Annotated in this window: 22 protein-coding genes; 1 reads left to right on the forward strand and 21 read right to left on the reverse strand. The window is 55.4% G+C overall.

Annotated elements, in window-relative coordinates; all coding sequences use genetic code 11:
• Positions 1–38: 38 nt before the first annotated feature.
• From H7B67_RS10085 to H7B67_RS10155, 15 genes are all read right to left on the reverse strand, one after another.
• Positions 39–968 (reverse strand): glycoside hydrolase family protein, encoded by a 930-nt coding sequence (locus tag H7B67_RS10085; protein ID WP_185119703.1) that lies wholly within the window; start codon positions 966–968, stop codon positions 39–41.
• Between the two features lie 24 nt (positions 969–992).
• A complete protein-coding gene (locus H7B67_RS10090) occupies positions 993–2120 on the reverse strand; it encodes a glycoside hydrolase family 88/105 protein (protein WP_185119704.1) in 1128 nt (375 codons plus the stop codon).
• Positions 2121–2188: 68 nt separating this feature from the next.
• Positions 2189–3853, reverse strand: a complete 1665-nt coding sequence (locus H7B67_RS10095) for a type 2 periplasmic-binding domain-containing protein (RefSeq protein ID WP_185119705.1) — start codon at positions 3851–3853, stop codon at positions 2189–2191.
• A 37-nt stretch (positions 3854–3890) separates the two neighbouring features.
• On the reverse strand, positions 3891–4790 hold the full coding sequence (locus H7B67_RS10100; protein ID WP_185119706.1) for a carbohydrate ABC transporter permease: 900 nt from the start codon (positions 4788–4790) through the stop codon (positions 3891–3893).
• A gap of 13 nt (positions 4791–4803) precedes the next feature.
• Positions 4804–5829: an ABC transporter permease gene (locus H7B67_RS10105; RefSeq protein WP_185119707.1), complete on the reverse strand. Its 1026-nt coding sequence runs from the start codon at positions 5827–5829 to the stop codon at positions 4804–4806.
• 196 nt (positions 5830–6025) lie between these two features.
• Positions 6026–8302 carry a helix-turn-helix domain-containing protein gene (locus H7B67_RS10110; RefSeq protein WP_185119708.1) on the reverse strand — a complete coding sequence of 759 codons (2277 nt, stop codon included), beginning with the start codon at positions 8300–8302 and terminating at the stop codon, positions 6026–6028.
• Positions 8303–8552: 250 nt separating this feature from the next.
• Entirely contained in the window at positions 8553–9131 is a 579-nt protein-coding gene (gene mreC / locus H7B67_RS10115) for a rod shape-determining protein MreC (RefSeq protein WP_185119709.1), read from the reverse strand.
• 292 nt (positions 9132–9423) lie between these two features.
• Positions 9424–10437, reverse strand: a complete 1014-nt coding sequence (locus H7B67_RS10120) for a potassium channel family protein (protein WP_185119710.1) — start codon at positions 10435–10437, stop codon at positions 9424–9426.
• An 18-nt stretch (positions 10438–10455) separates the two neighbouring features.
• The gene (locus H7B67_RS10125) at positions 10456–10848 is read right to left on the reverse strand and encodes a DUF350 domain-containing protein (protein ID WP_185119711.1); all 393 of its coding nucleotides are present in this window, start codon (positions 10846–10848) and stop codon (positions 10456–10458) included.
• Positions 10845–11495: a hypothetical protein gene (locus H7B67_RS10130; RefSeq protein ID WP_185119712.1), complete on the reverse strand. Its 651-nt coding sequence runs from the start codon at positions 11493–11495 to the stop codon at positions 10845–10847. Before H7B67_RS10130 ends, H7B67_RS10125 begins: the two co-directional genes overlap by 4 nt.
• A gap of 4 nt (positions 11496–11499) precedes the next feature.
• Positions 11500–12696, reverse strand: a complete 1197-nt coding sequence (locus H7B67_RS10135) for a glutathionylspermidine synthase family protein (protein ID WP_185119713.1) — start codon at positions 12694–12696, stop codon at positions 11500–11502.
• The gene (locus tag H7B67_RS10140) at positions 12693–13445 is read right to left on the reverse strand and encodes a hypothetical protein (RefSeq protein ID WP_245363276.1); all 753 of its coding nucleotides are present in this window, start codon (positions 13443–13445) and stop codon (positions 12693–12695) included. Before H7B67_RS10140 ends, H7B67_RS10135 begins: the two co-directional genes overlap by 4 nt.
• Positions 13446–13464: 19 nt before the next feature.
• Entirely contained in the window at positions 13465–13671 is a 207-nt protein-coding gene (locus H7B67_RS10145; protein WP_185119714.1) for a hypothetical protein, read from the reverse strand.
• A 259-nt stretch (positions 13672–13930) separates the two neighbouring features.
• Positions 13931–15487, reverse strand: coding sequence for a malate:quinone oxidoreductase (locus H7B67_RS10150; RefSeq protein ID WP_342592415.1), 1557 nt, complete (start codon positions 15485–15487; stop codon positions 13931–13933).
• Between the two features lie 188 nt (positions 15488–15675).
• The gene (locus tag H7B67_RS10155) at positions 15676–16482 is read right to left on the reverse strand and encodes a GNAT family N-acetyltransferase (protein WP_185119716.1); all 807 of its coding nucleotides are present in this window, start codon (positions 16480–16482) and stop codon (positions 15676–15678) included.
• 69 nt (positions 16483–16551) lie between these two features.
• On the opposite strand from H7B67_RS10155, the gene H7B67_RS10160 reads away from it, so the two are divergent.
• Positions 16552–17421 carry a helix-turn-helix transcriptional regulator gene (locus H7B67_RS10160; RefSeq protein ID WP_185119717.1) on the forward strand — a complete coding sequence of 290 codons (870 nt, stop codon included), beginning with the start codon at positions 16552–16554 and terminating at the stop codon, positions 17419–17421.
• 57 nt (positions 17422–17478) lie between these two features.
• Here H7B67_RS10160 and H7B67_RS10165 read toward each other — a convergent pair whose 3' ends face one another.
• From H7B67_RS10165 to H7B67_RS10190, 6 genes are all read right to left on the reverse strand, one after another.
• Positions 17479–18654 carry a serine hydrolase domain-containing protein gene (locus H7B67_RS10165; RefSeq protein ID WP_185119718.1) on the reverse strand — a complete coding sequence of 392 codons (1176 nt, stop codon included), beginning with the start codon at positions 18652–18654 and terminating at the stop codon, positions 17479–17481.
• Between the two features lie 153 nt (positions 18655–18807).
• Positions 18808–20940, reverse strand: coding sequence for an MMPL family transporter (locus H7B67_RS10170; RefSeq protein WP_185119719.1), 2133 nt, complete (start codon positions 20938–20940; stop codon positions 18808–18810).
• An 80-nt stretch (positions 20941–21020) separates the two neighbouring features.
• Positions 21021–21626: a TetR/AcrR family transcriptional regulator gene (locus H7B67_RS10175; RefSeq protein ID WP_185119720.1), complete on the reverse strand. Its 606-nt coding sequence runs from the start codon at positions 21624–21626 to the stop codon at positions 21021–21023.
• Positions 21627–21733: 107 nt separating this feature from the next.
• The gene (pdaA, locus tag H7B67_RS10180) at positions 21734–22522 is read right to left on the reverse strand and encodes a delta-lactam-biosynthetic de-N-acetylase (protein ID WP_185119721.1); all 789 of its coding nucleotides are present in this window, start codon (positions 22520–22522) and stop codon (positions 21734–21736) included.
• A 45-nt stretch (positions 22523–22567) separates the two neighbouring features.
• Positions 22568–23092: a DUF3231 family protein gene (locus tag H7B67_RS10185; protein ID WP_185119959.1), complete on the reverse strand. Its 525-nt coding sequence runs from the start codon at positions 23090–23092 to the stop codon at positions 22568–22570.
• Positions 23093–23268: 176 nt separating this feature from the next.
• Positions 23269–23787, reverse strand: a complete 519-nt coding sequence (locus H7B67_RS10190; protein WP_185119722.1) for a gamma carbonic anhydrase — start codon at positions 23785–23787, stop codon at positions 23269–23271.
• Positions 23788–23853: the final 66 nt, after the last annotated feature.

Below are 23853 nucleotides of genomic sequence, written 5' to 3' on the forward strand. Positions count from 1 at the left end.
TCTTCTCCTCCCCCATTCGACTTGCACAAAGGGACTTTCTACTTCCACTGCTTTACTCTCTCGTACTCCTCCAGCGTAATGGACAGCACGGTTCCGTGCTTAAACCGATACGGGAAGGAAAAGCTGTCGTCCGAACGAATGAACCGTCCCGAATCGATCTCATCCGCGATAAACGGAACATATCCCTGTCCTTCTCCCTTAACGCCGAAAAAGTCGAGCATCAGGCACCATCTTCCGTCCTTCAGCTTAAAGGCGGTAGGAGCTTCATAGGCGGAGCTGCCCAGCTTGGCCATCTCCTCGTCGAACGCTTCGATTCTCTCGTAAGGACCGCGCAGGGTCGCCCCTTTTTCCAGGATGATGGCTTCGGGGTTCCTGTACTTCTTAAGGAATCGGTAGTACTTCCCGTCCTCTCGATAGATCGCGGAATCGATGATCGAGCTGTCGTCCTTGCGGCACAGAAGCTGCGGTTCGGAGAAACGGCGGAAATCCTTCGTTCGGGCAAAGTAAATCGCCATATTCCCGAAGTCGTTGGACGCGTGCCGGGATGACCAATGAAGTACGTAGTCGCCCGCCCCCTCGTCGCGCAGAATGTCCGGAGCCCAGAGGCAGCCGAAGTTCTCGTCTCCCAGCTCGATCAGCCGCTGCTCGGACCAGCGGATCAGATCTTCCGATTCCCATAAGGATAAGCATCTGCTCCCGTAACGGGCCACGTTGTCCCAGCTTCCTTCGTACTTCGTTCGGAAGTTGCGGGCCAAGCTTAAATCGGTGGAGACGATCACGAATCTGCCGTCCGCCAGCCTTGCGATCGTATGATCGCGTACGCCGCGTTCCCCGATCTCGCTCCAAAGGACGGGCTCTCCGCGGTTCACCTTTTCCCAGTGCATGCCATCCGTGCTGACCGCGAAGTACACCTGCTCGCCGTCCGGCGATTCTTTCTCCTTGAAATGCACGAACAAGTAAGCTTCCACTCTCGTCCCTTCCCTTCGGTTCCGTCACTCTTGAGCGGCCGGCGCTTCCCCGGAATTCCCGGACTTCAATGATGTCCCCGCTTTCTCGCCGTTCGGTTCCTTCTCCGAAGCCTCCTTCTTCTCGTTCGACTCGACGACCTCCAGAGCTGCCGAGAGCAATGCGAGCGCAAGCCCTTGGCCCCAGCCTTGAGCCCACTTGCGATCGATGCCCAGATAGCCTTCGATATCCTTCATCACGGCGGTTCCGCCCGATACGTTCAGCACCCGCCCGTTATCGGCAACGTTGTTCAGGACGCCGCTTAACGCCTTGTTGACGTACTTGGCGTGAAGCGGATTGCGCTGCATGATCATCGCCGCCGCGATGCCCGCCGTCGCGGATACCTCGCCGTATGCCTCCGGGTAATCGAGCACGGTGCCCCACAGGCCGTCTTCCTTCTGCAGCTTCTTGATGGCGGCCAATTGATCGCGCAACGAGCTCCAGATATGCATCATCGGAGGATACAGATAGCCTTCCGGCGTCACTCTCGACGCGCGGGACATCGTGTATGCCGCCCAGGCGTTGGCTCGAGCCCAATAGATGCCGGACATATGGTTCTTCTGGATGTTGTTGTATCCGTGATACCATAATCCGGAGTTCTCGTCCTGCAGGTAGTTGATGTGCCAGTAAAATTGATGCAGCGCATCCTCGATCAGCCGTTTCTCGCCGAGCTTGACGCCGACCTTGAGCATGAAATACGCCGCCATGAACAGCGTGTCCGCCCAAGCCTGCTCCGGGAAATCGTTCTTGGACGACACCGTGTGCTGAAGCACCCGGTCCCCGAATCGCAGCGCTTTATTTTCCAAATAATCGATCTTGCTCATGATGATGTCCAGGTATTTCCGATCGTTCGTCTGTTCATAGAGAGTGAGCAGCATGTGCCCCATGGCGCAGGTGTTGACCGTCCAGCCCGGCAAGCCCGCTTCGAGATACTCTTCCACCCAATCGGCCATCCGGTTCAAGTAAGCTTGCTCTCCCGTCGCTTCGAACGCCCGGCTGACGCCGTAGTAGGCGACTCCGCCCGGCCAATCCCACGTCAGGTCCATTCCGAACGTATAGCTCGCGACCCGGTCGATCGTCTTCTTCAAGGCTGCCGCGTCCGCTTGAATCTTCATGTTCTCCATTCCTCCATATCCAAAGCCCCCGCTAACCGCAGGGGCCTTGGAACGTTAATTTCGAATTCTTATTTGTATTGGCCCGCGTCGATCGCCTTCTGCTTCTCGTCGAGAATCTCTTGGTAGCCGGCATCGAGGTACGTCTTCTTGGCTTCTTCGTAAACCTTATCGAAGTCGGCTTCCTTCGCGAGAGCGATCTTGACGTACAGCTCTTGGAACAGGGCGTTCAGATCGGCCTTGTACTCCGGAACCTTCTCGAGGATAACGGTGAACAGGGCATCCGGGGTGCGGTATTGGGCCGTCTCCTCGTAATACTTGACCATCTGTTCGGCGAGGTTCTCGTAGCCCGGAGGCGCCCAGTTGCGGAGGTACGCCTTGCGCGTCTTCTCCGGAGTGTCGAATTCCGCCATCTCGGAAACGAGAGCCCAGTAGTCCTTGTTGTTGTTGTTGGACAGCTTGGATTCGCCGGCATAGTCGGCCACCTTGACCGGAATGCCTTCGGAATCCAGCGTGTAGTTCTGTCCTTCGACGCCGTTCTGGAAGTAGAACAGGTTCGCCGGCTGGCTCAGCCATTCGAGGTACATCCAGACGGCGGCGCGCTCTTCGGGAGTCGACTCGTAATTGATGCCCATGATCAGACCGAACGGCCAGTAAGCGCGGCCTTGCGGAACCTTGCCTTCCGGAACGAGAGCGCCCGGAGGAAGGATGCCGAATTCGGCTTTCGGATCGTTCGCCAGCGTAGCGGCGAACACGTCCGTGTTGCTCGTCAGGTAAGTATTGAAGGTTCCGGTCTTGCCCGCGACGAATTCCGCCTTGATCTTGCCTTCGTCATTCCGCAGATAGAATTCCTTGTCGATCAGGCCGTTGTTGTACTGATAGTTCAGGTTGCGCAGATAGTCTTCCGCCGGCTTCCAGGTCAGTTCGGCCGCGGCAAGGTCGGAGTACAGAGCCCGTTCCTTCTCGTCGACCGGCCAGTCGCGGAACGCATAGGTAAAGTTGTAGTTGTTCTGAAGGAGCGCCCCGCCGAGCGTACCGAGGCCGGCTTCCTTCCACTTCACCAGCATCTCGTTCGTCTTCTCTAGCGAGGTCAGATCCTCTACCTTCATGCCGACCTTCTCGACCCAATCCTTGCGGATCAGCGTCGTGTTGTTGTCGGCGACCGGACGCTCGGCGAAGAAGAACACCTTCTTGCCGTCGACGCTTCCGTATTGCTCGATCGTGGATTTCATGTTATTCCAGTAGGTCGGAGCATAGTTGGCGATCTCGTCGTAATCCAGTTCCTGCATGACGTCCTCGCCGTAGTAGGCGAGCGCTTGCGGCATGTCGTAGTGGAAAATAATATCCGGAGCTTTGTGCGAAGCGAGCAGCTGCTCATAGTCCTGCACTTCGGCCGTACGGGTGATCGGCGTGTACTTGACCTCGATGTTGTACTTGTCGCCGAATTCCTTCTGAACCCAGCGGGTATAGAAGTTGTCGGAGACGTTCCAGCCTTCGAACGCGCGCTCGTACACCGGAATCTCGAGCGTGACCTTCTCCGGGAAGCCGTTCGAATAATCGGGATACTTTCCTCCGGATGCGCTTGCGGATGGAGAGGCGCTCGCCGAGCCGCTCGGCGACGGAGACGACGCGCTAGGGCTCGCGTTGGAATTGTTATTGTTGTTCGAGCATGCGGTTAGCGCGGTAAGTCCAAGAGCCACGGCCAGCGCGCCGGAGACGATTCTCTTTTTGCTCATTGTTTTTCCCCCAATTTTGGAATTTTCGGATTCATGGTTATTCCTTGACGGCGCCCAGCATGGCGCCTTGAACGAAATACTTCTGAATGAACGGATAGATGAGCAAGATCGGAACGGTTGCGAATACGACGCAGGACGCCTTCAGAACCTCGGGATTGCTGAGCTGAACGTTCGTCGCTTCGAGTTGGAAGCTCTCGCTGGCGGCTACGACCAGATAGTACAGTTTAAGCTGCAGCGGACGCATGTCGACATTCTGCTTGATGTAGAACAAAGCGTCCTGGTAGGCATTCCACCTTCCTACCGCGAAGAAGAGAGCCAATGTCGCGAGAATCGGCTTCGACAGCGGCAGGACGATGCTCCACAGAATCCGGAAGTGTCCCGCTCCGTCGATCCGCGCGGATTCCTCCAGGCTGTCGGGAATCGAACTGCTCAAAGCGGATTTCATAATGAGCAGATTAAACGCGCTGAAGGCGAGCGGCAACACGAGGGACCACATCGTTTCCAGCATGCCTAAGTTGTTAATCAGCATGTAATCGGGAATGATGCCCCCCTGGAAGTACATGGTGAACAGGAAGATGAAGGTCAGAACGGTACGTCCTTTGAACGTCTTGCGAGAAAGCGGATATGCGGCGAAAATCGTTAGGATCATTCCGAGAATGGTGAACAGCACCGTGACGACGACCGATACGTATAGAGAACGCAGGATGCTCGCATCGGCGAAGATCTTCTTATAAGCTTCGATGGTGAAGCCTTCCGGCCAGAGAACGACCTTGTTCGCGATAACGTAAGCGTCTTCGCTGAACGATTTGGATACGACGTGCAGAAACGGCAGCAGACAAGCCAGCGAGGCGATGATCAGAGAGAGGTGAATCAGCACATCCCAGGAATCAAAACGCCTTCTGCGCGGTGCGGCCAATGTGCCGGCGGATGCTTTCATGGTTCCCCTCCTCCTAAAACACGCCGTCATCGCCGAGTTTCTTGGCGATTCGGTTCGCGGCCAATACGAGCACGAGTCCGATCACGGACTGGAACAGCCCGAGCGCCGCCCCGCGGCTGAAGTCTCCGCTCTCGATCCCCCAGCGGTAGACGAGCACGGGAATCGTCGTCGTGAACTCGGTCGTCGCCTTGTTCTGCAACGCGTATACCCGCTCGAACGAGCCTTCCATGATTCTTCCCAAGCTCAAGATGAGCAGCGTCACGATGGTCACGCGAATCGAAGGAAGCGTCACGTTCCAGGCCTTTCTCCATCTGCCCGCGCCATCGACGGTAGCCGCTTCGTACATCTCCGGGTTGATGCTGCTGATCGAAGCCAAATAGAGAATCGTTCCCCAACCCATGCTCTGCCAGACTCCGATGGCCAAGTAGCTGATGAGCCAATTGGAGTCGTCCTGCAGGAACGGGATCCGATTGCCGCCAAAGCTCTCGATAACGTTGTTGACGACCCCGTTGCCCTCGCTTAGCAGTTGATACATGATAGCGCCGATAATGACCCAGGACAGGAAGTGCGGCAGATACAGCAGCGTCTGGTTCACCTTCTTGAACTTCGCGCTTCGAACTTCGTTCAACAGCAGCGCGAGCACGATCGGCATCGTAAAGCTGAAGACGAGGTCCAGGCTGTTCAGAAGCAGCGTGTTGCGCACCGCCCGCATGAAGTCGGGTCTGTCGAAGATCTGCTGGAACACCTCGAAGCCGACCCATTCGCTTCCCCAGAATCCCCTCGCGATCTTGTAGTCCTTGAATGCCAGCACAAGCCCGCCCATCGGACCGTACTTAAATAGAAGAACGAACAAGAGAGGGACGGATACAAGCAAATAGAGCTGCCAATCTCGTCGGAGATAATAAGCCATCCCCTTGTTTTTCCTACTTTTAGGATTTAAAGCGATTACATTTTGTGAAGCCGAAACCGAAGCGCTTTCACCCTTCACACTCTCACCTCCTCGCAGGATGACTTCCTCCGCCTTGCGATGCCTTCGCATATCGGCGAGGTTGGTCTCATGATACCGCTTACTTTTCCGATTCGTAAATCGTGAGTATTGATCATGACGCTCACTTTTGACATTTGCTTTTCGATTCGCGTATTCGTTAATCGTCCATAATCATTTTTGATAGGCAGAAGCAAAAATGAAGCTGTCATAAGCCCAAAATGGCTTTATGACAGCTTCGGCAAGCCTTCTAGGACGAGCGGGCTCTCGATGCCTTGTAGCTGCTTGGCGGCATGCCCTCGAATTTGCGGAAAAACCGGTTGAAGCTCTGAACGTTGAAGTAGCCGACCTCGGACGCAATCTGAGTGATCGTAAGCTCCGATTCCGTCAGCAGCTGCTTCGCCTTCTCGATCCTCAGCATATTCGTATAATCGATCAAGCTCTTGCCCGTCAGATCGTAAACGATCTTGCGCATATACGAATAGCTGATGCCGATCTCCTTCGCCATGTCTTCGAAGACGATGTCCCGGACGTAGTTCTCTTCCAGGTACCGGATGATTCTCTCTCCGTGGTTGACCGGGCTCGCCTCGCTCGGATTGCGAGCGAGATATTGCACGATCTCGGCGAAGAACTCCCTTAGATACTTCTCCAGCTCGTCTAGCGTATCGATCGAAGCGATGGCCGAATAAATATTGCCTCTCCCCGCGAAGATGCGGGCCGTGCTGATGTTGTTCTCCCGCAGGTGCTTGATCGTGACGCCGACCAGCTGGTTATAAATGAATAGGATATTGTCGTAAGAGATGGAATCGGCGGAATATATCTCTTCGCGGATGATCTCCAGCTCCCGAAGGATGCTTCCGATATCCCCGGACTCCAGGAAGTTGACGATTCTTCTCTCGCTATTGGCGGGATACGTGTATTTTTTGCTGCGCTCGGGCTCCGGCTCCCAGAAGAAGATGCAGCCGCTGCCCTGAATCATCCGGCGCTTGATCGTCTCGGTCGCTTCCGCCAATCGTTCCGACACCTGCGAGCTCGAATCGGCCGGGCTGCTGGCGCCTATCGTCACCGAATGGCCGAGAAGCTCCAGCACGCCGTCGCGGATCCGGACAAGAGCCTCCTTCACTCCGTCAAGTCCTTTGTCCTGTTCCTCTTGGCCGTAATTGACGACGATGGCAAACGTTCCCTCTCCTTGGTAGACGCATCTCGCCTGCATCCCTTCCGGGAACAGGCTCTCGCATTGGGTCGTAAGCAAGTAACGATGGTAGCTGCGGGTTTCGGGGTTGTTCTTGCTCACATATCTTCTATAGCGGTCGATAGAGACGACGACCACCATGTAATAAGGAGCAGGGAACGTCATGGCGACCTGCTCCGTCACTTCGCCCCTGAGCAGATGATGAGCCGCGAGATTGCGGGTATCCCGCTCCCGCTCTTTAAGCAACCGATGAAGCCCTTCCTCTTCCTCCTGCATCCGCTTGAAAGCGGAGTCGAGGAAGACCAGCTCATTCTTGTTCGTCACCCCGAGATTGCCTCGGGAGCGCAACGTCCGGACAAGCTCCCGGATCGGCTTGGAGAACCACGTCGCGAGCCACACGGCCAACAAGGTGCCCGCGAGAATAATGATGGCGGTTATCAAGATGATGCTGCGCTGCAGGCTGTACGTCTTGGTCATCAGCTCGTCGACGGAATAGATCTGGACGTTCCACCAATCGAACAGAGGGGAACGCGACCACGTATAGAGCAGCCGCTTGCCGCTTTGCTCTCGGAACGCATAGCCTTCCCTTGAGGAAGTGCCCAGCACTTGCTTCATATAAGGCAGAACGGTTCCATCCGTCAAGAGCAGGCTCTTGTCGTTATGAGAGATAACGGTGCCGTCCGAGTCCAGCAGCATGTAGCCTTGCTCTCCTTGCTCCGACGACTGCAAATAGCTTCCGATTTGCCTCTCGCGAAGGTTCACGACGATCGTCCCGCGGGTCGTGGTGGACAGGCGATTAAGGGGAAAAACATAGGAGACGACGGCGGTGCCGGAGCGAAGCTTGCGCGGATACCAGACGCCGCTGATTCCCCTTCGTTCTTCCAGCGCTTCCTCCATCCAGCCGACATCCTCGTAACGATCCAAAGTGGTGATTCCTTTGTCGGTCGAAACGACGTAATCCGCGCCATCGAGCAGGAAATAGGAGGAGGCCACTCCGTCCACCCGATGATTCAGGTTGACGAGCTCCTTCATGACGGACAAGGCGCTGCTTACGTAATTGTAGTTCGAATTAAGCTCGGCATAGGTCTCGAAGCTGCGGATGCGGTCGAAAATGTTCGTCGAGCCGAGTCGCACGGCATCCTGTGCCAGGTTGTTCAGAGCGTTCTCGTTCAGCCTGCGGTTCGCGTTCATTCCCGCAAGCGAAGATTCCGCGATGGCGCTCTCCGAATTCCGCAGGATCTGCGTCCCGCTATACCAGGTTAAAATCGCGATCGGAATCGCCATGACGAAGAACAGGATGAGCGCCAATTGCAGCTTCATCGGGATTCTTTTCATACGGCCCCCCCTCGAACGATGGCCGCCGTCTAAAAAGACAGCGCTTACATACCCTTGCTTAATAAGTAATCGGAAGAAGATTCCTTGTCCGAATACGTCTGCCGATCCTTACTTTTCTATTTGAATCAGATTGATTATACAACAAAACGGAAATCGTGGAAGAACCTTTCCGTATATTTATTTTGAATGATGACGAAACGAACGCGAAAGGGGTGAAATAAAAGAAAAAAAGTGCGCTTCGGGAGCGTACTCATGGAATGGAAGAGGAATGTACGATAATAACCATGGATTCGTTCGGCTTCGGAAATTCCGGAATCGTCAATGCGGCCTGAACGGATATTCCCAAGCTTCCGGCCGATACTTCCGACACCGTTCCGATCCGCAAGCCTGCGGGATATTTGGATAGATCTCCGCCGATGGTCTCGATGACATCGCCTGCTTGAATGATCTGATCTTCCGGGATTTTATCTACGATCGGAGAGTTTGCGGAGAGATCGTATTCGAGGATGCCCATGGTCGTTTCTCTGCCCCGAACCGTTACCGATATCCCCTGATTGGTCAAAAATTCCGTCGTGTTGATTAATTGTATGATCGATGTACGATCGGTTATTTCCGAGACGATCCCCACGAAATTTTGCTCCAGGGAAAGGACGGGGTCGTTCTTTTGGATCCCATCCAGCTTGCCCAGGTCAATCTCGATCCCCGTTCGGGCAGGCGTTAAGCGGATAATGTTCGCCATCGAATAGGTATTGGTCCCCGGCAGCTGTTGCATGACTTCGTAAGCTTTCTCCAGCTGTTTATTTTGGAATTGCAATTGCACGCTTTTCATATTGTCTATGGCCGCGTTTTTAAGTACCTTTTTCCATTTTTCATTTTCTTTGTATAGGGTGTGCCATTGGGATAGCTCTTGTTGAAAAGCAACGACATTATCGACGAGCGGTTGTCTATAAAGAAATGCCGCCCCCGCCAACAAGCATACGCCTAGTATCCCGACGGCGATTTTGAATTTGCTTCCGCTTCTCCTGGACAAGATTGATCTTCCTTCCTCTGCTCATGAAGAAACCCCGGAAACGATTCACTCTTGAATCGAATGTCGTTTCCGGAGCGCAGCGTATCCTCGGTCACTTGCTCAGCAATTCATACGTAGCTTGGTCCGCTACCACGTACAGCCTCGCGTCCGGCGGAATAGAATCGTTCAGTTTGCGGTTGATGCCGAGGTCCCCGCGGTCGGAGATCAAGGTCGCTCCGTACTCCAACACGCCGAGGAAAGCGTCCCGGTACGTTCTCCATTCGCTCTTGACGGGAATCTCGTAAATGTCGTCCCCGATATCCTTGCTGATCAATTGGTGAATGATCTCCGAGCTGCCGTGCCTCAGCGCCGATCTCACGGCCAGACGGGAAACGGCGTCATGGGAGAGGACGAACTCGTTGACTTGGGCATGGCGGAAATTCTTGATGTTCTTATCCTGCGTGATCTCGGCGGTCGTGTGAATATTCGGGTGCAGCCTCTCGATGCTCGAAGCGATGAGCAGCGTCTTGCCGTCCACGAGAGCCGGCTCGTCGATCCTCGCATCCGCGAAGATGATGGCCGCCCTGGCTTCTTTGATCTTCGCCTTCTCGAGGGTATCCTCCAGCGTGGGGTCGCCGCTTATGAAATGCACCTCGGAGCGGTTAGACACCGGATGCCTGTCCATCTCGTCGATGACGACGATCGGCAGGAACGAATCGAAGGAGAGAATCTCGTCGATCGCATACTGCGCCTTTTTGCTCCAATTAATGATGACGATATGGTCGCTGCCGTAGAAACTCAACTGCCCAGCCTCCCTCTGCTTGGATAACGAGGAGATCCCGTCTATGATTTTGCCGATGACCATGCTGAGGAGTCCGATGCCGAATAAGTAGAGGAACATCGTGAACAGCTTGCCGGCGAAGCTGGTCGCGTAGTAATCGCCGTATCCTACCGTGGCCATCGTCGTCAGAACCCAGTACAGGGCGTTAAACCAATTCCCGAAGGTAGACGGCTCCAGCAGGAAGGCAACGGTTGCGCCGACGAGAATGAAGGCGAACACTACGAGCGTTACGGTCTTGTTTCTCGCCTGCAGCGCCTTCATCACCGTGCGAAGAAAAAACGGCATTGCCTTCCCTCCCGTGCTTTAAATGATTAGGCTGCTGACGGCAAAGCTCGTTCCGAGGAAGACGCAGAACAGCAGAACGGCCACGGCCGTGTTGCCTTTCCGAAGGTGCTCGGAGATCCGAAGTCCCGGAGTCAGCAGCTCGAAGATCCAGTACGTCGCAATCAGAATCACGTAGCCGATGGCGAACCATAGCATCATGTGCCAGATCGACGTGTTGGTATATGCGGACACGCCCAGAATGACCGCCGTGGACAGGAATTTCCCGCCGAAGGCGATGCCTACGGCAGAATTACCCTTCTTCAACTCTTCCAAATCGTTAAACGGAGTCATGAGACTGAAAATCAACATGCCCGCCATTTGCAGCACGATGATGACCGCTACGCTTACGACGATATTAACGAATTCTGTCACTTGGCCCACCCCCGGAATTTGGCATACACCGTATCGTAATTTTCAAAGTCGTGCACTTGTTCGATATTCACGTTCGCTTTCTTCGCGCTCTTCAAGGCCGCGTATTTCTCCGCGCTGACAGGCTGCTTGACCGCATTGCCGGACGGCATCGTAATGACGGCGAACTGGCGGGTTTGACCCTCGTTCTCCGTCTTGTAGACTCCGACCAAGTCGACTTCCGTCGTAATCGATTCCTTCAATTCGGCGATGTCTTTCTTGGCGCTTTGTTCGTCCTTGTAGGATTTGAGCGTAATCCAGGAAGACAGGCTGATCTGGCTTCGTTCCTTGGCGTCCGTCGTGATCTGCGCGTCCATGAACTGCAGCGTCCATACGGCGTCGCCGGTAGCGAAGTTGTTGTCGTTCGGAAGCAGAACATTGTCCGGAAGGATCGTCATGTCGCTGCCCACGAGATCCCCGACGGTGCCTTGAACGATTCGATAGTCCCAAGGCACGCGAACGTTGGATGCCGCTTCGGATCCCGGCGACGATACGTTGGACATCGGTTCCGACGAGGTCGTAAAGACCGATTGGCTTTGATCGTATCCGCAGGAACTCAGGAGCAAGCTTAAAGCGATTCCGCTTAGTATTATTGAAAGAATTCGTTTCATGGCGCTACACCACTCCAATCGGGATAAAATGGCTCGTATTGCCTGTAATCGGCCCTCCGGAGGCCCGCCCTAACAGGCCGCAAGGCTTCCCATTGATAACGAACACGCCTGTCAGAAGATGAAGATTGCCGGCTGCGGTCTCGATCCGCGCCAAATCCGCCCGCTTCTGATAAACGACCGGGAAGAACTCGCTCGTATCGTATCCGTCCGTGTCTTCGATCTCCAAGTTGCCGTCCTCGTCGAACATCCGGACGGATCCTCCCTCGCGGCCGAACATGGACTTCGAGACGAAGCTGCCGTCAAGCACGGGTTTATTATAGGTAGGAAGAAGATAGCGTTGGATAGCCTCTCTCTCTTCCGCGTCATAAAGCAGCCCCAATTCGTATAAGCCCCACGCGGCGGCCGCCAAGCCCTTGGACTGCAGAAGGATGCTGTGGATGGAGTTGAACAACTGCAGGTTCCCTATCTCGATCGCGTAAGCCAGCGCTTCTCCCCCGTCGTCGATGGCCATCCATTCCTTCGGGTAAAGGGCGAACATCCGATGAATCGGCTCCGATCGTCCGTTCTTAAGTACTCCTTCATCCACCCACAGCTCGAGGCAATCCTCCAGCTTGACTTGCAAACCGCTGTGGGCGGCCAGAGCTTCGATCGTTCCGGAATCCTCAAGGTGAGAGCCGTAGCTTACGCAAGCGACCGTATCCGGCCGTTCCTCCGCCCAAGCCTCCGCGACCCGATCCTTCATCGATTCGTTGACGCTCGTTATCCCCGCCAATCGGCAGAGCCATGGCGTCGCGATGGAGGCTTCCACATAGCCGGTCGGCGTATCCGCGTTCAGCTCGAGCATCTTGATCGTTCCCTCGTTCGAGATCGCGAAGTCGAACCGGGCATAACGGCTGATGACGCCCTCCGGCGGGAGGGGAAGCAGGTCGAGAAGATCCCATAGGATAGCCGGAACGCCGAGCAATTCGTATAAGTCCCGTTTGCCCCATACGTATCGGACCGTTTTGTCCATGATGAGCCATAGTCTCTCCGAAGCTTGTTGAAGCTCCTCGAAGGTGTCCCGGCGCATGCCGACGATCTGGTCGAGCCAATAGGCTTCCTCCTCCAGGTCGGCCCAGGAGAAGCCCAGCTCCTTCAATTGCTCCACTTTATGCGCACGATCGGAGTCCGGATGACCGATCACTTGGAAGACGTTCGTCATCCCCCGAAGCCTCCCGACGATTTGGAAGAGCTCGAGGACTTGGAAGAAATGGAGGATTTGGAGGATCCCGAAGACGCGGAGCTCGAAGAGCTGCCGGAAGACGAGCTTGACGAACCGAGGCTGCTGGATTTGCCGCCGATGCCTCCCGGCTGGGAAGAGGTCGAACGCCTCGTAATGGAGCCCGAGGAGTTGGAGGTCTTCGGCGTTACCGTCGAGCCGACGACCGGTTTGTTCTGGAACGTTCCGCTCGAGTACGTCTTCGGTTTATAAGGCGTGCTGCTGCCGTAGTTGTAGGAACGGTGGCCGCTCGACCATGAAGACGAAGAATAGGAGCCGCCCCCGTTAAACAAAAGATGATATAACAGCAGATCGTCCCATCCGAAACCGGAAGAGTACGTATTCACGATGGTTGTCGTCCCTCCCGAAGCGGCTCCGGTAACGACCGTCGGCTCCTGCGGCGGTTCGGGCTGGTCGAGCTCCTCGTCCGAAGGCAGCGGAAGATTCCAGTCGACGGCCGGATCGTAATACTTCTTCACGGCTTCGTTCGACCATTCCACCAGCTTAGGGCCCGTCGCTCCCGAGGAAGCGGACGGTGACGCCGTTTCGGCACTGACGGCCCCCGGTAGAAACGCCGCATTCGCGAGCAAGGCGATTCCCAGCGAGGTGGACAGGATCCGAAGAGGAACGCCGTCTTTCGTAAACAAACGATTGATTAATAGATTATCCGGCTTATCCGGGTGCATGCTCATTCCCTCTTTCCCCTGTTTATCAGCCTTCGTTCTGCATCTTGACGACGAGAAGCTCGATTTGGCCCTTGTCGACGTTTAATCTCCCTTCCAAAGTCTGATATTCATGGCCGTTAATCACGCAATAATTGACGTGGTGAAGGGACTCCAGCATCTCCAGGGACCATTCTCTCTCGTCGATCGGAATAAGGCTTCCGTCCCTGTTCTTCTCCATCATAATGACCCTCATAAGCTTCCTAGCTCCTTTGGAATTTGATCGTACAAATGAGTATTATAATACAAAAAATATAAGAATGTGGGAAGTTAAACAGAAACCGTATCACCATAAATACTCGGTTGGGATGAATTAGGTTGCAGGCTTTACTCATTCTTTATAAATAAATAATTAACTGGTAGGGTAAAACGACGAAGAGGCTGCCGCATAGATTCACCTATGCGACAGCCTCTATCAGTCGGGAGAAGTTGCAGGAGAACGCGGCTATTCCGTGTTAAGACACCGTGCGGCCCGCTTCCTGCAGCTTCGGTTGACCGCCCAAGCCGAGCGCTTTGTTCGTCGTCTCGTTGAGCTCTTGAATAAGATCCGGGTTCTTCATCAACGATAAACCGTAGGACGGAATCATGTCGCGAAGCTTCGGCTCCCACGCCTTGATGTGCTGCGGGAAACACTTCTCGATGACTTCAAGCATGACGGATACGGCGGTGGAAGCCCCCGGAGAAGCGCCCAGCAAGGCCGCGATCGAACCGTCGGCCGCGCTGATGACTTCCGTGCCGAATTGCAGCGTCCCCTTGCCGCCGGCTTCGGTATCCTTAATGATCTGCACGCGTTGTCCCGCTACGAGCAGCTCCCAATCCTCGCTCTTCGCGTTCGGAACGAACTCGCGCAGCGCTTCCATGCGCTTCTCCTTGGAAAGCATGACTTGCTTGATCAGATACGTCGTGAGCGAAGCGTTCTTGACGCCTGCCGCCAGCATCGTGAACAGGTTATGCGGCTTGACGGAAGTGATCAGATCGAACATCGAGCCGAACTTCAGGAACTTCGGAGAGAAGCCGGCGAACGGTCCGAACAGCAGCGATTCCTTGTTCTCGATAAACCGGGAGTCCAGATGCGGAACCGACATCGGAGGCGCTCCGACCGGCGCTTGGCCGTATACCTTCGCATGGTGCTGAGCGACGACCTCCGGATTCTTGCACACCATGAACAGGCCGCTGACCGGGAAGCCGCCGACTCCCTTGCCCTCCGGAATTCCGGATTTCTGCAGCAGATGGAGGCTGCCGCCGCCGCCGCCGATAAAGACGAACTTCGCCGTATGGCGTTCGACGGCTCCGCTCTCGGCGTTGCGAATCTTCATCTCCCAATTGCCGTCCGCGGTGCGCTTGATGTCGTCGACCTGGCGCTTGAATTGGATATCGACTTTCTTGCTCTTCAGGTGGCTCAGCAGGATGCGGGTCAGGGAGCCGAAATTGACGTCCGTTCCGGCTTCGCTTCTAGTCGCCGCGATCGGTCCGCCGGACTTCCGGTCCTTCATCATCAGCGGAATCCATTCCTTCAGCTTCTCCGGATCCTCGGAATATTCCATCCCTTCGAACAGCGGATTGTTCGACAGCGCCTCGTAACGCTTCCTCAGGAAGTTGACGTCCTTCTCTCCTTGGACGAAGCTCATATGAGGCACCGGCACGATAAAGTCGCGCGGATTCTTGATCAGCTTGCTGTTCACCAGGTACGACCAGAACTGCTTGGAAACCTGGAATTCCTCGTTTACCTTGACCGCTTTCTTAATATCGATGGAGCCGTCCGGCTTCTCGGAGGTGTAGTTGAGCTCGCACAGCGCGGAGTGTCCCGTTCCCGCGTTGTTCCATTCGTTGGAGCTTTCTTCCCCCGCTACCGCGCGTCTCTCGAACAAAGTGATTTTCCAATCGGGCACCAGTTCCTTCAATAAGGTACCCAAGGTCGCGCTCATAATTCCGGCACCGATCAAAATTACGTCTGAATGCATTTGTTTAGTGCTCATATTTACCGTCCTTAACCTGAGATTTGCAGAAGAAATAGGCGCTCCTGCTTTATCGCAACCGCAAGCCAAGGAGCAACCCCATCACACAACTTTAACGTTTCAATTATAGCATAGTCTATCGGCATTATTTATTTCATAAAAATATTTGATATACATGATAGCTTTCGGCTATTCGGATCTAAACCCGGGATCATCCATAGATTTGATTCGCGTTTCTTTGACGTTTATTTCTCCGTCCAAGATGTTCGAAGGTAACCCAGCTTCATTCCGGCATGCTCCATGTTTCGATGGCTTGGGGACAGGAACGAGCATTGGGCGACAACCAACTTGCAATCGTTATGTAAAGCATCCGCTATCCTTCTGTTCAAGAGCTGGCGATGCAAGCCTTGGTTTCTGAATTCGGGCAGCGTAGCCGCGAACGTTAAGGAGGCAGTCCGGTTGCGGATATGCATGACGCCTACGGCTGCCGGGGAATCGTTAAGGAATGCCAGATAGAACTTCCAACCCGGACGGCCATAGAGAACCTTATTATTCCGGGCGACATGGGGAATACCGTCATCCGACAGTCCGGTGCCTCTGCAGTGTATGGTCGCGTACAGGTCGAACTGATCTTCGTTCAGCTCTTGAATCCGGATGCCGTCGCTCGCGTTCGTAGCCGTCTTCGGTTCCGTAATCAAGGAACAATGAAAACCCGACGAATATAAGTCTAACTCGGCCATACGCTTCAAGAACGTCTTGTCGACGCGGGAAGGAACGACCTCCAAATGAACGTTTCGAGCCCTGCTCTTATAGAAATCGAGAATTTCCTCCAATCGGTCGGCATCTTGGTTCGTCAAGCCCTTGACCGTATTGAACGAGGACCACGGCATTGTCTTGCTGTAAAATGCGACCGCATTGCCGAAACGCCGTATCTCGATTCCTTCCGGATTCCCCGGCCGATTCTGGATGGCGGTCATGCGGTCCGTCATGTAGGCTATCTCGGAATATTCGATCTCTTTAATCAATTCGGTTGAAGGAATCGGCGAATTCATGTTAGCTCCTTTGGGTATGAAATTTCTAGTATAATGACTTGAAAAAGCCCCCATCCAAGGAGCCCCAACATGCGCGAGCACATTTTTCTTCCCAAGCCTCTTTTTCCAAGGCATGTCTGCTTCCCCGACTTCATCGGGGGCTACAGCGATTATCCCGATCATAGCGTGAACCGCGAATTTCGAACGACGGATCTCAATTTGGATCGTTCCTATAATCTGCATATCGTGATTGAAGGCAAGGGGTATCTGCTGACCGAAGGGAAACGTTATGAATTAACGAAAGGACAGGGATTCCTCTTCGGCCCCGGCCTGCGGCAGAGATACTATTCGGATGCGGAGAATCCCTGGTCCATTCGGTGGGTCCACTTCTTCGGGGAGCGACTGGAGGAGCTCCTCGACGGCAAAGGGGTCGGCGAGCCTTGGCTGTTCGCTTTGACGGAGCTGGAGCCGTTCGTCGACTTGACGGACAGGCTGCTTGCCTTGGGGAGAACGTACCGGGTCGAGGACGAATACGGCATGGCCTCTACGTTGTATGAGCTTCTGACCCGGCTTCAGACCCTGTCCGACCGGCTGAACGTTCCCATCGATCCGGCCGCGGACAAGATCCGGGCCGTCGCCAATTACGTCCGCACCCACAGTGCCGAATCGTTCTCCATCGAGCAAGCGGCCGCCCTCGCCGGATACAGCGCGCATTACTTCAGCCGCAAGTTCGGCCGGACGTTCGGGAAGTCGTTCCCCGACTTCGTGCTGGAATCCCGCCTGATCCAAGCCAAGCGGCTTCTCGTGTCCACTCCGCTATCCGTCAAGGAAATCGCGCTCGAGACGGGCTTCTCGCAGGCGAGCTACTTTATTTCCTGCTTCAAGCGTTCCGAGGGGATGACGCCGGCGGAATTCCGGAGCTTCCATAAGCTTGGCACGGATGCTGGCTATCGGCTATAGGCCGTATTTCCGGGCGGTTCCTCCAGTCTTCCATGGCATTCCTCCTTGGCGGCCGAATTATAAGGCGCTGAACACGATATTGCGAAGCTTGCGGGTAAGCGGCATCGTTCCCGCATCCTTCTTCTGAACCATGAACAGGAAGGTCAGGCCGTCCTTAGGACTATTGCAGAAATAACATCCAAGCCAGCCGTCCCAGCCGTACTCGCCCTCGCTTCCGAGAATGCCCGCTTGCCTGCTGTCCGTCATGACGCGCATCTGGTTGCCGTAGCTATGGCCTCTGAACGTATGCCAGGAAGCGAAGGCGTTCTGCTGCCATGCCGTCAGGTTCGCCGAAGTTAAGTAGCGGACGGTTCTGGGCCGAAGAATTCGAGCGCCGTCCAGGGTTCCTTCCTTCAGCAGCATGGTCGTGAACCTGGCGGCATCCTCGATCGTCGAGGTCAGCCCGGCTCCGCCGGACTCGAACGCCGGATCGCGATCCAACCGGTTTACGATGGCGAGCCTGTTGCCCGTGTAAGGCGCGAGCCCGCCTTGTCCGTTATCTTCGTAAGCCTTCGCCAGACGCGCTTGCTTGGAATCGGGCACCCAGAACCCGGTGTCCCGCATCCCGAGCGGCTCGAAGATTTCTTGCCTCAGAAACTCTCCGAACCGCATTCCGGTTGCCGCTTCGACTACCGCGCCAAGAACGTCGGCGGAGGTTCCGTACTGCCAGGACGAACCCGGCTGAAACGCCAATGGGCACTCGCCCAGCCGGTTCATCGCCTCAAGCGTTCCCATCGGCGATTCGCCGAGAAGCCTTCGATCGAGCTCTTGCAGCAGCGCCTCCGTACCCTTGCCGGCTAAGTTGTCTCCGCCGTAAACCAAGCCCGACGTCATCGATAGCAGATCGTGAAGATGGACTTCCCTGACAGCCGGTACCAATTTTCCGTTCTCTTCTACCAGCTGATTCTTGAAGCCGGGAAGAAACCGGCCGACCGGATCGAACAGATCGACGATTCCGCGTTCCATCAGAATCATGATAGCGGTTGCAGTAATCGGCTTGGTCATGGAGTACAAGCGAAAGATGGTATCCCGGGAGATCGGACGCCCCGCTTCCCGGTCGGCCCAGCCGTCCTCATGGTAGAACAGCTCGCGTCCGTCTAGGATCGCCATCAGGTTCGCTCCGGCTACCTCGTTGTTGTCGATTCCCTTCCTTAGCGTTTGTTTGAGCTGATCCATTGCGATTGCATCCAGCATGATTTATGTTCCTCCTTCAATTTACGTCTGGCTAGAATAGCGCCTATACGTAACTATATTCGCGCATGTTCCCGCAAACCCTGCAATAAACGACAGCGACCTCCCCCTTATAGGAAGAGATCGCTTCGATCATAAATATATTCGCGGCTTAAATCAGGCTTGCTCCAGTTCCTTCCGGATCGAATCCCCTTCGATATCGACGTTAGGAAGAATTCGGCCCAGCCACTTCGGCAGATACCATGCGGAACGTCCCAGCAGGGCCATGATCGCCGGAACGAGCGTCATGCGAACCAGGAAGGCGTCGATCAGAACGCCCGCGGTCAGCGAGAAGCCCATGACCTTGATCATCGGATCGTCCACGAAGATAAAGCTGCCGAACACGAAGATCATGATAAGACCGGCCGCCGTGACGACCCTGCCGCTGAGACCCATTCCGTCCACGATCGCGTTCTTGGCATGTCCCTTGTGGGTAAACTCCTCGCGCATTCGGCTGACCAGGAACACTTCATAGTCCATTGCGAGTCCGAACAGCACGCCCGTCAATAGAATCGGAAGGAAGCAGAGGATGACGCCGGGGTTCGAGACGTCGAAGACGTCCGCCAGATGGCCGTCCTGGAAGATGAAGACGACCGCTCCGAGCGTAGAGATAATCGACAGAACAAAGCCCAAGATGGCTTTGATCGGAACGAGAAGCGAGCGGAAGACCAGCGTCAGCAGGATAAACGCCAGGACGACGATGGCCGCTCCGAAGATCGGGAAAGCGTCGTTCAGCTTCTCCGAGATATCGATGTTCAGAGCCGTCGTGCCGGTTACCATCAGCTTCTCGTCGATGCCCCGGATGCCGTGCACGAGCTGCTTCGTTTCTTTATCGTTCGGTCCCGTCAGCGGAATGACGCTGAGCAGGGCCAAGTCCCCCGTCTGGTTCGGAATCGGCGGGGAGACGACGGCTACGTTCGGAAGCTGCTTGATTTTATCCGCCTCCGCGGCCGCCTCCTGGGCGATGTCCCCGGACCCGCTGCCCTTCACCACGACGACTAGAGGACCGTTAAAACCCGGGCCGAAGCCTTGGGACAGCAGATCGTAGCCCTTGCGCTCCGTGGAATCCAGCGGTTTGGCCCCGTTGTCGGGAAGCCCGAGCTCCATATGTCTGGCGGGCAAAGCAATGATAACGAGCAAAGCGACCACGACGATGACGACGGGAATCGGATACCGGGACGCGAACTTCGCCCATTGGTACGCGAACGGTTTCTTGCCCGATTTCGGGCTGCTTGCCTGCTTCTTGGCTTTAGGCGCCAGCTTGGCTCCCGCCAAACCGAGAATGCTCGGAAGCAGCGTGACGGCAACGATGACCGCGATGAGGACGGTAAACGCTCCGGCAAGGCCCATGACGGTAAGGAACGGAATGTTGACGATGCTGAGACCCGCAAGCGCGATGATGACGGTCAATCCGGCGAAAATAACCGCGCTGCCCGCCGTGGCGTTGGCGCGGGCGATCGACTCCTTCGCTTCCACGCCTTCCGCCATCTGCTGGCGATGCCTCGATATTATGAACAGCGCGTAGTCGATTCCGACCGCGATGCCCAGCATGACCGCCAGAATGGTGCCCGTGGACGTAATCGAGAAGAAATTCGCGCTGTAATAAACGAGCATCATGCCGATACCGACGCCGACCAACGCCGTAACGAGAGGCAATCCGGCCGCTAGGAAGGATTTGAAGGTAATGATCAGCACAAGGAACGCGAACGCGATGCCGATCAATTCGGATACGCCGAGAATCTCGAGCTCGGACATCTGAACGTCTCCGCCCAGCTCGGTTTGAACTCCCGCTTCGCGCGAGATTCCGATCGCTTCCTGGACGTGTTCCTTGGAATCCTCGCTGACTTCCGTTGCCGCCACGTTGTAAATCACGTCGGCGTATCCGATCGTTTTGTCCGGACTAATAGTTCCCGACTGGAAAGGATCCGCAACGTTCAAGACGGCTTGATCCTTGCGCAGTTCTTCGAGCGTCTTCTGTATCGCTTGCGAATTCGACGCTTCATCCAAAGTCCCTTCCCCGGCGGCGAAAATAATCCGTATCGTTCCGCCCGTCGCCTGAGGAAACTCCTTGTTCAACAAATCCAGGGCGTCTTGGCCTTTCGTGCCCGGAATGGACATTTCGTTGCTGATCGGCCCTTTGAAGATCGTGCCGAGGGCCGCGGCACCGCCTAATAGCAGCACCCATATAAGTATGACGGCCAGGGGGCGCCGAACGCACCATTTTCCGATTCGGTACAGAAGCTTCGCCATGAATGATTCCACTTTCCTTTCCAATATCAACTTGTCTCCCATAAGTAAACGGATGTTCATTATTCAAACAAAAAAAGAGGTTACGCCTTCGCCTTCTCTTTAAGACCCGCCGCAAACACCGCGGCCAATTCCACGAAGGAGTGACGAATCTGCTCGCGTTCCGTAACGTTCTGCAACGTTATGCATACCCCCTCGACAATCGTTAGCGCCAATATGGCAACCGCCGTCTTCTCGTTAGGGCCGATGTCCCCTTCGCCATGGAAAATGACGCTCTCGAAGATTTGCACGATAATGTCGGTGAGCTCCCGCTTGGCGTGCTCGAAGGAGGAGCCTTGGCTCTGGGTGAGCAGGATCTTGGTCTCCTTGCGCGACTCCTCGAGAAGAGTGATCAGACGGTTGAAGGTCGCGTCGACCAGCCCCATTTGCTCGGGAACGTCTTTGAACAGATTCCCGCGCACTTCTTCCTTAATCGTCAGGATAAGATTCATAAACTGAAGATAGGTGGGCCGAATGAGGGCTTGGAACAGTTCCTCTTTGTTGCCGTAATAACGGTAGATATTGCCCGTCGCGATTCCGGCCTCGGCGGCGATCCGCCTCATGGAGGATTGGGAATAGCCGTGAAGATCGAATTCGTCCAACGCGGCGGATAGGATTCGGTGTTTGATTTCTTCCTTTAGCGTTTGCATTAATGAACACCCGTTTACTTTTGCTGAGATATTCCAATTATATGGGGGATGGGCAAGGATTACAAATGGCGAAAATGTGAAAAAGCCGCAGAGCTTGCTCCGCAGCTTTAGAGGTAAACCTTCACGTCTAGGGTGTCCAAGCGCTTGAATTCGTAACCGAGGCCCCTGGCGCTGTCGATGATCCTCTCCAAGGCTTGGGCGTTATCGCGCGATACCGAATGGAGCAATATGACCGCGCCGGGGTGCAATTGGTTCATCACGTTCGTATAAGCGTAATTGGCGCCTCTCTGGAGATTCGTCTCCCAATCCCGGTAGGCGATCGACCAGAAGACGTTCGTATAGCCGAGCTGCTTGCTTACCTCCAGCACCCGGTCGTTAAAGATGCCGCGCGGCGGCCGAACGAACTTCATGGACGACTGGTTCGTCAGCTTGGCTACCTCTTGGTTGACCTTATCCAGCTCCTCCTTGATCCGAGCGGACGACACCTGCGTCATGTCGGGATGGCTCCAGGAGTGATTGCCGATCAGGTGCCCTTCGTCGGCCATCCGCTTCAGCAATTGCGGCTCGGTCTTGACGTAATGGCCCGTGACGAAGAAGACGGCGGGCACCTGCTTCTTCTTCAGGACGTCGAGAATCGGACCGGTATAGCCGTTCTCGTACCCGTTGTCGAAGGTGAGGTAGAGCTCTTTGACGGCCGTATTCCCGAGAAAGATGGCTTCGTGCTTCTTCAGGATCGGCATGAACCCTTCTTCGGCGATGGAGGGAAGCTGCCCTCCCTTGCTCTTCTTGAAGCCGAAATGGTAAGCCCCGCCTTCGTACGCGGATGCCGGCGCCGCGCTTCCCAGCGTCCAGCATAACGTTATAGCGGCCAGAAAGGCCGCCGCTTTCTTTCTCATCCGCTTCCCCCCGCTAATCGGCATAACCGGTTGTTTCCGGCCTGTTTACTTGCGCGCTTCTTCGAGTTCGGGTCGGACGATCTGCAGCGGGGGCGGAATCAGCCAGCCCTTCTCTTTCGCGAGACGAAGCGATTTCAAGCCGAGTGCCGCTTTCGTGGCATGGTACTTCGCGAACAAGGCCCCGACGTCTTCGCGAATGCACTTGGCCATGATCTGACTGCAGACCACCAGTCCGGCGGCCATATCGGCCGAAAGCATCGGAGCGATCTCCTGATCGGCGAATCGAGCTCCGACCGGAATGTCCTCCAGCTTCGCCTCGGGACGCTCCGGAAGCCCGGGAGGCGGAGCGATTCCGTTATGGACCAGAATCTCGTCGCATTCCGAAGCTTCAAGCTCGGCTTGGTTAATGGCGTCGCCGATGATGGCTTTCAACTCTTTGTCGCCGGCATGGAAGCTCAGCGCCCGGTAGCCGGACACGCAGCCTTTCGCCGCCATGGAGAATTGCCACAGATCGTATGCTTCGCCATAATGCAAAGGCTCGTTTTTGGGATTTCCGCTTAAGATGCCTATTTTCATACACTCCCCTGCAAGGATTAGTCTTGGTCCGGACGATAATGTCTTCTACTCCGTCCGCCAAGCGTGCCGATGTTAAATTTCCCTCCGATCCTTCCGAACATACGTATTTTGTCTGTTTTGGGCAAAAGAAAAAACCTCGCGTCCCATTAGCGGGCGCGAGGCGCGGCGGTTTACGATTCCAGCCGCTTGTAATATTGGCCTTTCTCCACGTATTCCCTACGGATCCGCCGCATATCGGCGAGATCGTTCTCGTTAAGCTCGCGCATCGGCTTGGCCGGAGAACCGACGACCAGCGTGCGCGGCGGAATCTTTTTGCCCGGCGGAACGAGTGCTCCCGCTCCGATCATCGCCTCTTCGCCGATCTCCGCTCCGTCCAGCACGATGGCGCCCATCCCGACCAAGGCGCCTTTGCGAACGGTGCAGCTGTGCAGAACGGCGTTATGGCCGACCGTCACGTCGTCTTCGATGATAAGCGGATTGCCGGGACTCTGGTGAAGCGTCGAATTGTCCTGGATGCTGACTCTCTCGCCGATGATCGTCGGGGCGACGTCGCCCCGGATTACCGAGTTGTACCAAATGCTAGTCTCCCTGCCGATGCGGACATCCCCCGTCACGACGCTTCCCTTAGCCAAATACGCCGTTTCGTGAATGTCCGGTTCCTTGTCTTTGTATGGATGAATGGTTGCCAATCTGTATGCCTCCTCGCGGTCTTCTAAAGCTATATTTGGATCAATTCGTTGTTCTTATGACTTTCT

Source organism: Cohnella thailandensis, assembly GCF_014212135.1.
GTDB lineage: Bacteria > Bacillota > Bacilli > Paenibacillales > Paenibacillaceae > Cohnella > Cohnella thailandensis.